Below are 11,810 nucleotides of genomic sequence, written 5' to 3' on the forward strand. Positions count from 1 at the left end.
CCAGGCTGAATTGCGGCGCCGTGAATACCGGCATGGCCAGTTCCAGTTGCACGGCGGACCAGGCCATCTGCCCTCTCACGGCCACCAGCGCAACCGCCGCCGCCAGTGTGATGACAACCGCATAGCGGGCCGCCAATTTGCGGGAGACCAGATACACCACCAACATGGTCAGCACCAGGGGCAAGGCTGTCTGGGCGGCAGCAAACGCCTGCAGACCAAAGCGCGCCAGCACACCCGCCAGAAGCGCCGCCGCGATCTCCATGGGAATGCGGTTCATGACTCGCTCGAACCAGCGCGTCACGCCCACCAGGGTGATGAGCGCTGCGCTGACCATGAAGGCCCCCACCGCCTCGCCCATGCTGAAGCCACCGGCCAGGCCCGCAGTGGCCAGCACGGCCGCACCGGGTGTAGACCATGCCACCATGACCGGCTTGCGCAAGATGAGTGAGGGCACCAGGGAGCACAGGCCCATCCCCAGCCCCAGCGCCCACATCCACGATGTGACCTGCGCCGGGGTGGCGCCAAACGCCTGCGCGGCCTGGAACACAATGGCGACAGAACTCGTGAAGCCCACCAGTACCGCGACGAAGCCTGCGGTGAACGCCGACAGGCTCAGGTCTTTGAAGAATTGCATGGGCGCGATTCTGTCATTCCAGCCCGCCGCCGAAGTTCTTGACGTGCCGGCGTTCTGCAACAGTATTGCTACTATTTTAATAGCATGTGGCGCAACAGGGACAAGCGCCAGGGGCCAAAAAGACCAGAAACTCTGTTCAAAGCTCTATCTTCGATCCAAGTTCCACCACCGCATTGTTGGGCAGGTGCAGAAAGTCTGCCGCTCCGCTGGCGTTGTGGTGCATCTGAGCGAACAGCTTCTCGCGCCAGGGCGCCATGCCGCCGCCCATGGTGGGGATGACGGTATCGCGCGAAAGGAAGTAGCTGGTGGTCATGACCTCCAGCTCGCAACCCCGCCCGCGCAGCAGCTCCAGTGCGCGGGGCACGTCGGGGTCGTTCTTGAAGCCGTAGTGGATCGCCACCTGCCAGCAGTCGTGGCCCAGCGGTTCGACCTGCAGGCGTTTGTCCAGGCCGATCCACGGGGTTTCATGGTTGTGCACCGTCACAAACAGGTTTTGCTGGTGCAGCACCTTGTTGTGCTTGAGGTTGTGCAGGAGCGCATTGGGCACCGCACCCGCCTCGGCCGTGAGAAACACCGCCGTGCCCTCCACCCGGGTGGGCGGGCTGATGAACACGGATTCCAGAAAGTCCTTGAGGTCGATGGCATCGGCACGCAGCTTGTTGTTGAGCAGCCTGCGCCCTTCCTTCCAGGTCATCATGAAGGCGAACATGACCCCGCCGATCATGAGCGGGAACCAGCCCCCCTGGAACAGCTTGAGCAGGTTGGACGCGAAGAACGCCAGATCCACCACAAAGAAGCACCCCGTGGCGGCCAGGCACAGCGCCAGCGGGTAGCCCCAGCCGTAGCGGATCACAAAGAACGTGAGCGTGGTGGTGATCAGCATGTCCAGCGTCACGGCAATGCCGTAGGCCGCAGCCAGGTTGCTCGACGAGCGGAACATCACCACCGCCAGCACGATGGCCACAAACAGCCCCCAGTTCACCAGCGGCATGTAGATTTGCCCGGTGTCGCGCACGCTGGTGTGCTGGATGTTCAGCCGGGGCAGGTAACCCAGCTGAATCACCTGCTTGGTGACGCTGAAGGCGCCGGTGATGAGCGCTTGCGACGCGATCACCGTGGCCATGGTGGCCAGCACCACCAGCGGGATCAGCGCCCAGTCTGGCGACATCATGTAAAACGGGTTTTTCACGGCCTCTGGCTCGGCCAGCAGCAGTGCGCCCTGGCCAAAGTAGTTGAGCGTGAGCGCCGGCATCGCCACGCCAAACCAGGCCAGGCGGATGGGGCGCTTGCCGAAATGCCCCAGGTCTGCATAGAGCGCTTCGGCACCCGTCACGCACAGCACCACCGCGCCAAGGATGATGAAACTGGTGCCCGGGTTGGCCCACATGAAGCCCAGCGCGTGGTGGGGGCTCAGGGCCCAGAGTATTTCGGGGTGACCAACGATGTGCGAGATGCCCAGCAACGCGATGCTGACGTACCACACCAGCGTGATGGGGCCGAAGAATCTGCCGATGCCGCCCGTGCCGCGCTTTTGCACGGCAAACAGGCAAAACAGCACGACCAGCGTGATCGGGATCACATACTGCTTGAAGTTCGGTGCCACCACCTCCAGGCCTTCCACCGCCGACAGCACCGAGATGGCCGGGGTGATCACGCCATCACCATAGAACAGCGAGGTGCCAAAAATACCGACCGCGAGCAGTACGCCACGCAGCCTGGGCTTGTCCTTGACGGCCTGCGAGGCCAGCGCCAGCATGGCAACGAGACCGCCCTCACCGTGGTTGTCCGCCCGCAGCACCAGCACCACGTACTTGAGCGAAACAATGACCGTGAGGGTCCAGAAAAAGATCGACAGGATGCCGTAGATGTTGTCCGGGGTGAAAGGCACATGCCCCGAACCAAAGACCTCCTTGACGGCATACAGCACGCTGGTGCCGATATCGCCATACACAACACCGATGGCGCCCAGCGTGAGCGCTGCGAGCGAGGATTTGGAGCTTTGCACTGACGGCACCCGGCATCCAGAGGCTGCCGGGGTCTGTTACTTTTGGGAACGCTATTGTGCGCCTGCCCCCGCCTGTAAATGCGGGAGAGCAGTCTATGTTGCAATGCAGCAACTGGCCTTGGCAGCGCGGGTCAGACGTGGCAGGCCCGGTACCCGCAGGCCGGCGCCATACCTCTGGGCGACGTCCTCAGTCGTACACCTCGGCGTCGGGGTTGGTGGCCTCCAGCTCATAGCTGGCCGCCAGCATGGCCAGCCGTCCCACCACGCCATACATGTAAAAGCGGTTGGGCGCGCTCACGCCCGGGCGCACGCCGGGCTGGGGCATGTGTGTGCTGTGCTCGAACGCCAGCGGCACAAAGCTCGCGCCCGGAGCGTTCAGGTTCTCGTCCACGCCGCGCTCTGCGTGCATGCGGTAGAAGCCACCCACCACGTAGCGGTCCATCATGTAGACCACGGGCTCGGCCACGGCCTCGTGCACGCGCTCCTGCGTCAGCACGCCTTCCTGGATGATGAGGTCGTTGACCGGCTGGCCGTCCTTGATGACGGCCATCTTGTTCTTGGTCTTGCGGTTGACGGCGTCCAGCTCCTTGGCATCGCGCACCGTCATGATGCCCATGCCGTAGGTGCCGTTGTTGGCCTTGACAATGACAAACGGCTTTTCGTTGATGCCGTATTCCTTGTACTTGCGACGCACCTTGGTCAGCAGGGCATCCACCGTGGTCTGCAGCTTGTCCATGCCTTTGTCTTCGGCAAAGTCCACGCCGTCGCACTGGCTGTACATGGGGTTGATGAGCCAGGGGTCGATGCCCAGCATCTTGCCGAAGCGCTTGGCCACCTCTTCGTAGTTCTTGAAGTGGGTGCTCTTGCGGCGCACGCTCCAGCCCGCGTGCAGCGGGGGCAGCAGGTACTGCTCGTGGATGTCTTCCAGGATGCCCGGGGCGCCGGCCGAGAGATCGTTGTTGAGCAGGATGGTACAGGGATCGAAATCCTTGAGCCCCAGGCGGCGCTTGGTGCGCACCACGGGCTCCAGCGTCACGGTGTCACCGTTGGGCAGCTCGATCAGCGTGGGTTTCTTGATGTCGGGGCTGATGGAGCCCACGCGCACGTTGAGCCCGGCCATGTTGAAGATGCGCTGCAGCTGCACCACGTTGGCCAGGTAGAAGGTGTTGCGCGTGTGGTTCTCGGGAATGATCAGCAGGTTGCGCGCCTCGGGGCAGATCTTTTCGATGGCGGCCATGGCGGCCTGCACCGCCAGGGGCAGCATTTCCTTCGTCAGGTTGTTCCAGCCACCGGGGAAGAGGTTGGTGTCCACCGGCGCCAGCTTGAAGCCCGCGTTGCGGATATCGACCGAGGTGTAGAACGGCGGCGTGTGCTCCATCCACTCCAGGCGGAACCAGCGTTCGATGGCGGGCATCGAGTCGAGAATGCGCTGTTCAAGCTCGTTGATCGGCCCGGTCAGGGCGGTGATGAGATGCGGAACCATGGATAGCCCTCGGGAAGCGATTGCGACGAATTGTAGAGAGATGGGGTGACGCGCCGGTTTCGCAAGGCAGCCCGTTCGCGCGCTGCCTCAGCGGCGCCAGAACGCGGGGGTGAGCAAGGCCATGAAACTCAGGATCTCCAGGCGCCCCAGCAGCATGGCCAGCGTGCACACCCAGATCTGGAAATCGGTGAGCACTGCAAAGTTCGACGCCGGGCCCACGCTGCCCAGGCCCGGCCCCGCGCAGTTGACGCTGGCGAGCACGGCAGAGAACGCGGTCACCGGGTCCAGGTCGGTGAGCAGCAGCACCATGCTGAGCCCGAAGATCGTGGCGCCATACACCAGCATGAAGGCCAGCACCGAGAAGATCACCCGGTTGTCCACCACGGCGCCGCCCAACACCACCGGCTGCACCGCCCGGGGGTGCACCAGGCGATTCATCTCACGGCGCGCCTGCTTGACCAGGATGAGCATCCGCACCATCTTGATGCCGCAACCCGTGGATCCTGCACTGGTGGCCACGCCCGACAGCAGCAGCATGAACACCGGTGCAAACACGGGCCAGGCCAGATAGTCCACGGTGGCGTATCCGGTGGTGGAGGCCAGCGACACCAGATTGAACATGCCGTGGCGCAGCGCATCGAGCGGCGCATAAACCCCCTTTATCCACAACAGGCCCGCCACCAGCAGGCCGCCGCCCACCAGAGTGAGCAAGGTGGCGCGCAACTCCGGGTCATGCCAGAAGCCGTGCCAGTTCCCCTTGCGAATGGCCACGAAGTACAGCGCAAAGTTGCAACTGGCCACCAGCATGAAAACGATGCAGATCGCCTCCAGCAGGGGCGACTGGAAGTGCCCGAAGCTCTGGTCATAGGGCGACAGCCCGCCCAAGCTTACGGTAGAAAACATGTGCATCATGGCATCCAGCGGCGCCATGCCGCCGGCCCAGTACGCCCCGGCGCACAAGGTGGAAAACAGCGCATACACGCCCCACAGGCCCTTGGCCGTGCCAGTCATGCGCGGCGTAAGCTTGGTGTCCTTGAGCGGCCCGGCCGCCTCGGCCTTGAACAGCTGGCTGCCGCCCACGCCCAGCAGCGGCAGCACGGCCACGGCCAGGATCAGGATGCCCATGCCGCCCATCCACTGCAGGAAGGTGCGCCACACGTTCAGCGACACGGGCAGGGTGTCGAGGTGCGACATCACCGTGGAGCCCGTGGTGGTCAGCCCCGACACCGCCTCGAAGTACGCATGGGTGAACGACATCGGGCGCCCGATGGCATGGCCTGCGAGCATGAGCGGCAGGGTGGCGCACAGGGGCAGCATCAGCCACACCAGCGACACCAGCATCACCCCGTGGCGCGGCTGCAGCTCCTGGCGGAACAGCCGCAGCCGCCACCACAACGATGCGCCCAGCGCCAGCGTTGCCGCCATGGCCTGCGGGTACACAGGCCAGATGCCGTCCTGGTTCCACAGCGACACCGCCAGCGGCAGCCCCATGGACAGCGAAAAGATCATCAGCAGGATGCCCAGCACGCGCAGGACGGGAAACATGTCCACCATGGTTGTCGTGCAGGCTCTGCGTCAGAAAAAGGTCGCGCTCACACGGAAGAGCTTTTCCACGTCACGCACCAGCCGCTTGTGCGGCAGGAAGAACACCACGTGGTCGTTGCTCTCCAGCACCGTGCTGCTGCGCGGAATGATCACCTGCGGCTCGCGCAGATCGTCGGCCGAGACCTCGGGCGACTCGGGCAGGCCGCGCACGATCAGGCCGATGTGCACATCGCGTGGCAGGCTCAGTTCGCTCACCTTGCGCCCCACCACGCGCGAGGTTTTGCGGTCGCCGCGCACCACAATCTCCAGCGCCTCGGCCACGCCGCGGCGCAGGCTGTGCACGGCCTGCACATCGCCCTGGCGCACATAGGCCAGCAGCTCGCCCAGCATGGCCTGCGCGGGCGACAGGGCAATGTCGATCTGCGTGCCGTGCATCAGGTCGGCATAGCTGCGCCGGTTGATGAGGGCCAGCACGCGGCGCGCGCCCATGCGCTTGGCCAGCAGGCAGGACATGATGTTGTCCTCGTCATCGTCGGTGAGCGCCAGGAAGAGGTCGATCTCGTCGATGCTCTCGTCGCCGAGCAGGTTTTCGTCCGTGGTGTCGCCCTGCAGCACCAGCACGTCGGACGGCAGGCGCGAGGCCAGCTCGATGCAGCGGGCGCCGTCGTCCTCGATGATCTTCACCAGGTAGCGCCCCGGCTCCTTGCCCAGCGCGAGCGCCAGGTGCAGGCCCACCCGACCGCCCCCGGCAATCATGATGCGCCGCACCGGCCGCACCGCCGTGGCGCCACGCCGGTGCAGCGTGGCCAGCACATGGGCAATGTGCTCGCGCGCGGCGAGCACGAACACCTCGTCGCCCGGCTCGATGCGTGTTTCACCGGCGCAGGCCACAAAGCGGTCGGGCTCATCCGGAAAGCGGCGGTAGATGGCCACCAGGCGCACCGCCACCTCGGGCGTGCCGTTGCGCATTTCCGCCACCGTGTGCCCCACCATGGGTGCGCCCGCCCGGGCGCGCACCGACACCAGGCAGGCGCGGCCCCCGGCAAACTCGCGCACCTGCATGGCCTCGGGGTATTCGATGAGCTTGCCGATGTAGCTGGTGAGGGATTGTTCGGGGCAGATGATGCGGTCCACCGCAAAGCCCTCGGGGGCCACCAGGCGCTCCTCGGTCTGAAAGCCGGTGGAGCGCACCCGCGCGATGCGCTTGGGGATGTTGAACATCAGCTGCGCCACCTTGCAGCACACGAGATTGGTCTCGTCCTGCGCAGCGCAGGCGATCAGCAGGTCGGTGTCCTGCGCACCCGCCTCGGCCAGCACCGAGGGCTCGATGCCGTTGCCCACCACCCCCCGCAGGTCGTAGCGCGATTCCAGGTCGCGCAGCCGGGCGGCGTCGGTGTCGATGACGGTGATGTCGTTGCGCTCCGACACCAGGCTGTCCGCCACACTCTGGCCCACACGGCCCGCGCCGAGGATGATGATTTTCATGAGAAATCAGCCTCTAGGGCAATACCATCAAGCGCAAGCAGCTATCAAAATTGCAGCAATTCAACTGCGCACCTCGCCCTCGCCCAGCACCACGTACTTGAGCGATGTGAGGCCTTCAATGCCCACCGGCCCGCGCGCGTGGAACTTGTCGGTGCTGATGCCGATTTCGGCGCCCAGGCCGTATTCAAAGCCGTCGGCAAAACGCGTGCTGGCGTTCACCATCACGCTGGCCGAATCCACTTCGCGCAGAAACTGCTGGGCGTGCATGTGGTCGCGCGTGAGGATGGCGTCGGTGTGGTGGCTCGAATACTGGTTGATGTGCGCAATGGCTTCATCCACGCCCGCCACGATCTTCACGCTGATGATCGGGGCCAGGTATTCCTCGCTCCAGTCCTGCTCTGTGGCGGGCGTGAGCAGCGCGCCCGGCACGTCGGCCAGCAGAGCCATCGCCTCGGGGCAGCCGCGCATCTCCACGCCCTTGGCGGCATACACCACGCCGATCTGCGGCAGAAACTCCGCCGCCACGCCGCGCGCCACCAGCAGGCCTTCGCTCGCATTGCAGGGGCTGTACTTGTTGGTCTTGGCGTTGTCGGCCACCTTCACGGCCATGGCGATGTCGCAGGGGTCGTCCACATAGGTGTGGCAGTTGCCGTCCAGGTGCTTGATCACGGGCACCTTGGCGTCGCGGCTGATGCGCTCGATGAGGCCCTTGCCGCCGCGCGGGATGATCACGTCCACATACTGCGGCATGGCAATCAGCTGGCCCACGGCCTCGCGGTCGGTGGTATGCACCAGCTGCACGCCGTGCTCTGGCAGGCCGGCCTCGGCCAGCGCCTGGGCCACCAGCCGAGCCAGCGCCTTGTTGGAATCAATGGCCTCCGAGCCGCCGCGCAGGATGCAGGCGTTGCCGCTCTTGATCGACAGCGACGCCGCCTCGATGGTCACGTTGGGGCGGCTCTCGTAGATCATGCCGAACACGCCAATCGGCACGCGCATCTGCCCCACGCGGATGCCGCTGGGTTGCTGCTTCATGCCGATGATCTCGCCAATGATGTCGGGCATGGCGGCCAGCTGCTCGCAGCCTTCGGCGCAGGTTTCCAGCACCTTGGGGGTGAGTTTGAGGCGGTCCACCATCGGCTCGGCCAGCCCGGCGGCGCGGGCACGTTCCAGGTCGCGGGCGTTGTCCACCTGCAGCGCGTCCACGTTGTCGCGCAGCAGCCGGGCCAGGGCCTTGAGTGCTTTGTTTTTGATAGCTGCTGGCGCTTTGGCCATCAGCGCGGAGGCCGTTTTTGCCTGCAAACCCAGGGTGTGCGTGTATTCGGCGACGTTAAGGGCATTCATCCGGCGATTTTGCCGCAGATGCCCTGGCACCGGGGACTTCACTGCGGTTACCCTTGCAGCCCCGGCCAACCTGCTCCCACCCTTCCATGACCCGATCCCACCTCGTCACCCCGGTGCAAGACGCACTGACCTCGTTCAGCCAAGGCAGCCTGACTGCGTCTGCCCTGAGCCACACCGCCCGCGAACAGACCGACCTGCTCGCCGCCCTGCCGCCACGGTATGCCGAGGTGCTGCACGGCCTGCTGGACAGGCTGGAATCGAGCGCGCTGTTTTCGGAAGAAAGCTGCTCGTTCAGCCAGAAAGACCTGGTGGACAGCCTGCAGATGTGGGTGGACAAGGCCCGGGCCCTGCTGGAACAGGCCTGAGCACCACAGCCTGACGCTATTCGCTATTTAATTAATAGCTGTCAGCGCTTACCCAGCAAGCGCCAGAGCCCAAAAACCCTAAAATTTTGGCTATATCTCTCACCGCGCCGCCTGCGTCAGCCTGCACATCTGAAACGCCAGCCGCTGCAGCGCCTGCCAGCCATCCGTGGGCCAGTCGGGCTGCTTGAGCCCTTTGACGATGCCGTCCACCGTGTGGGCCGACTGCAGCAGCCGCGCCAGTGCGGCGTCGCTGGCCTTGGGCAGGATGCGCTCGAACAGCTTTTCCTTGGCGCCCCAGATGCGGTTTTCGCGCAGGGCCATGGGCAGGGGGCGGCCGGCGTTCATGGCGTCTTTCACGCGTTTCAGGGCGCGGATGTCTTCGGCCAGCGCCCAGTGCACCAGCACTTCGGCCTCGCCTTCGGCCTGCAGGCCGTCGAGCATGCGCTGCACGCGAGCGGTATGGCCTGAGAGCACGGATTCAGAGAGCTTGAACACGTCGTAGCGCGCCACGTTGAGCACAGCGGCTTCGACCTGGGCCTGCGTCAGTTCACCCGCCGGGTGCAGCAGGGCGAGCTTTTGGATCTCCTGGTGCGCGGCCAGCAGGTTGCCTTCCACGCGGTCGGCAAAGAACTGCAGGGTGCGCTGGCCTTCCTCGCCCGCCACCACGCGCTGGCCCTGGGCGGCCAGGCGCTGGGCGATCCACTGGGGCAGCATGCCGCGCTCGATGGGGTCGATCTGGATCGAGGTGCCGCAAGATTCCAGCGCCGCAAACCACGCGCCGGTGCGGGTGGCCTTGTCCAGGCGGGGCAACATCACCAGGGTGAGCGTGCTGTCGTTGCCGCGCGCCGATTCGGCCACCTGCTGCAGGGCCACGCTGCCGTCCTTTCCGGGCTTGCCCGATGGGATGCGGATTTCGACGATCTGCTTGTCGGCAAACAGGCTGAGTGACCCGCCCGCAGCCAGCACGGCGCTCCAGTCAAAGTGGGCCCCGGCCACGGTGTAGCTGCTGCGTTCGGTGTAGCCCTGGGCCCGGGCCGTGGTGCGGATGGCGTCGGCCGCCTCCTGCTGCAGCAGGGGCTCATCGCCGTGCAGCACATAAAGCGGCGACAGGCCCCGTTGGAGATGCGATGAGAGTTGGGCCAGGGCGACTTGCATGCGGCAAAGTTTATCGCCTGACCCCGGGGCGCCTTGTGCAAACCGCCAGCACCGCAGCGCACATTGCACAGCGGTGGACGCAGACTGGCCAGCTGTTTCGCTGTTCATTGGCGTCCAAAGCCCCGAGAATTCCCCACGGGCGCCTGCGCCCACCCTTTCGCCCACCGCACCAGAAAGCCCGACCACCATGCCACCCAATGCCCTGCGCAGCGCCCAGCCCACCAGCCTGATCGGCGCCCCCACCGATATCGGCGCCGGGGCGCGCGGGGCCTCGATGGGGCCCGAAGCCCTGCGGGTGGCGGGGCTGCAGGCGGCGCTGGAGTCCCACGGGCTGCAGGTGTTTGACCGGGGCAACTTGAGCGGCCCGGCCAACCCCTGGCAGCCTCCCGTGGACGGCTACCGCCATCTGCCCGAGGTGGTGGAGTGGAACCAGCGCGTGTTCGACGCCGTATATGCCGAGCTGCAGCTGGGCCACCTGCCCATCCTGCTGGGCGGCGACCACTGCCTGGGCCTGGGCAGCATCAGCGCCGTGGCGCGCCACTGCGTGGAGGCGGGCAAGAAACTGCGCGTGCTGTGGCTCGATGCGCATGCCGACTTCAACACCAGCGAGCTCACCCCCAGCGGCAATGTGCATGGCATGCCCGTGGCCTGCCTGTGCGGGTTTGGCCCCGAGGCGTTGACCGGGCTGGCCCGGATGCCCGGCGGCGGCCCCGCACTGCGCCCCGACCAGATCCGCCAGATCGGCATCCGCAGCGTGGACGCGGGCGAAAAGCGCTTTGTGCACGCGCAGGGCCTGGAGGTGTTTGACATGCGCGCCATCGACGAAGTGGGCATGCGCCAGGTGATGGAGCGGGCCCTGGCGGGCATGGACGCCCACACGCACCTGCATGTGAGCTTTGACGTGGATTTTCTGGACCCCGACATTGCGCCCGGCGTGGGCACCACCGTGCCCGGCGGCCCCACTTACCGCGAGGCGCAACTGTGCATGGAAATGATTGCCGACAGCGGCCGCCTGGCCTCGCTCGACATCGTGGAGCTGAACCCGGCGCTGGATGTGCGCAACCGGACGGCCGTGCTGGCGGTGGACCTGGTGGAGTCGCTGTTCGGCAAGAGCACGCTGATGCGGAACCGGCCGGTGTGAACGGAATCGGTGCGTACGCGGCAGCGCGAATGCTACCAAAATAATAGCTTATAACGCTTACCTATCCTGCCCAAAGCACCGATTTTGCCCTGATCCATCGGTGCAGCGGCACCGCTCATGGCTCCCGCGGGAAGCAGGCCGGGCAGGATCCGCTCACGCCAAACGGGCCGCAGCCAGACGCCGCATCAGCTGCTGCACCAGATCGGTCTGCATGTTGCGGAACAGCAGGGCCTCTTCGGCCTCCTTGGCCAGCGCGATGGTTTCGTTGTAGCTGATGTCGCGCTGCTGCAGCAGTTCGGTGGGGGCAATGAGCTCGGTCCCCTCCTGCGTGCGCAGGCGGAACCTGATGCGCAGGCGCAGCTGCAGTTCGCGCACCTGGCCCGAGGCGTTCTGGCCCACCACCACGCGCTCCTGCTGCTCCTGCAGCAGGTCCATGATGGCCTCTGCCGTGGGCAGGGCCGCGGGGTCGCGCAGCACCTTCAGCGGACTGCCCGAGCCCTCCAGCGTGCGCTGCAGCTCCCGCGCCAGCGGCGAGCCGGCGGGCGCGGCAATGTACAGCGAGCGGAACCCGAACTCGGGCACGCCCCGCAGCCGGAAACCGCAGGCGGACAGCAGCGCCACGGGCGCGAGGGAGAGCAGCGTGCGCTTGTTCATGG

At 65.8% G+C, this 11,810-nt stretch carries 10 protein-coding genes (1 of these 10 running past the window's edge); 2 read left to right on the forward strand and 8 right to left on the reverse strand.

Features of this window, described 5'->3' with window-relative positions; translation table 11 throughout:
- The 6 genes from AAFF19_RS00035 to AAFF19_RS00060 all read right to left on the reverse strand — a co-directional run.
- Positions 1–634 carry the 5' portion of a benzoate/H(+) symporter BenE family transporter gene (locus tag AAFF19_RS00035; RefSeq protein WP_008905903.1) on the reverse strand. It extends 545 nt beyond the left edge of the window, so only the first 634 of its 1,179 coding nucleotides appear in the window; the start codon lies at positions 632–634; the stop codon falls past the left edge of the window.
- A 136-nt stretch (positions 635–770) separates the two neighbouring features.
- Positions 771–2,639 carry a potassium transporter Kup gene (locus AAFF19_RS00040; RefSeq protein WP_008905904.1) on the reverse strand — a complete coding sequence of 623 codons (1,869 nt, stop codon included), beginning with the start codon at positions 2,637–2,639 and terminating at the stop codon, positions 771–773.
- A 187-nt stretch (positions 2,640–2,826) separates the two neighbouring features.
- Positions 2,827–4,122 carry a glutamate--cysteine ligase gene (gshA, locus tag AAFF19_RS00045; RefSeq protein WP_182120660.1) on the reverse strand — a complete coding sequence of 432 codons (1,296 nt, stop codon included), beginning with the start codon at positions 4,120–4,122 and terminating at the stop codon, positions 2,827–2,829.
- A gap of 87 nt (positions 4,123–4,209) precedes the next feature.
- Positions 4,210–5,676: a potassium transporter TrkG gene (locus tag AAFF19_RS00050; RefSeq protein WP_182120659.1), complete on the reverse strand. Its 1,467-nt coding sequence runs from the start codon at positions 5,674–5,676 to the stop codon at positions 4,210–4,212.
- A gap of 21 nt (positions 5,677–5,697) precedes the next feature.
- On the reverse strand, positions 5,698–7,152 hold the full coding sequence (trkA, locus tag AAFF19_RS00055; protein WP_182120658.1) for a Trk system potassium transporter TrkA: 1,455 nt from the start codon (positions 7,150–7,152) through the stop codon (positions 5,698–5,700).
- 60 nt (positions 7,153–7,212) lie between these two features.
- Positions 7,213–8,493 carry a glutamate-5-semialdehyde dehydrogenase gene (locus tag AAFF19_RS00060; protein ID WP_182120657.1) on the reverse strand — a complete coding sequence of 427 codons (1,281 nt, stop codon included), beginning with the start codon at positions 8,491–8,493 and terminating at the stop codon, positions 7,213–7,215.
- An 86-nt stretch (positions 8,494–8,579) separates the two neighbouring features.
- Between AAFF19_RS00060 and AAFF19_RS00065 the strand changes: the two genes are divergently transcribed.
- Entirely contained in the window at positions 8,580–8,858 is a 279-nt protein-coding gene (locus AAFF19_RS00065) for a hypothetical protein (RefSeq protein WP_182120656.1), read from the forward strand.
- Between the two features lie 99 nt (positions 8,859–8,957).
- Here the strand turns inward: AAFF19_RS00065 and holA are convergent, their stop codons facing one another.
- Entirely contained in the window at positions 8,958–10,013 is a 1,056-nt protein-coding gene (gene holA / locus AAFF19_RS00070; RefSeq protein ID WP_182120655.1) for a DNA polymerase III subunit delta, read from the reverse strand.
- Between the two features lie 187 nt (positions 10,014–10,200).
- On the opposite strand from holA, the gene rocF reads away from it, so the two are divergent.
- Positions 10,201–11,154 (forward strand): arginase, encoded by a 954-nt coding sequence (rocF, locus tag AAFF19_RS00075; protein ID WP_182120654.1) that lies wholly within the window; start codon positions 10,201–10,203, stop codon positions 11,152–11,154.
- Between the two features lie 153 nt (positions 11,155–11,307).
- On the opposite strand, the gene lptE is transcribed toward rocF, so the two are convergent.
- Entirely contained in the window at positions 11,308–11,808 is a 501-nt protein-coding gene (gene lptE / locus AAFF19_RS00080; protein WP_182120653.1) for an LPS assembly lipoprotein LptE, read from the reverse strand.
- Positions 11,809–11,810 lie beyond the last annotated feature (2 nt).

The organism is Acidovorax sp. FHTAMBA (assembly GCF_038958875.1).
Taxonomy (GTDB): Bacteria; Pseudomonadota; Gammaproteobacteria; order Burkholderiales; family Burkholderiaceae_C; genus Acidovorax.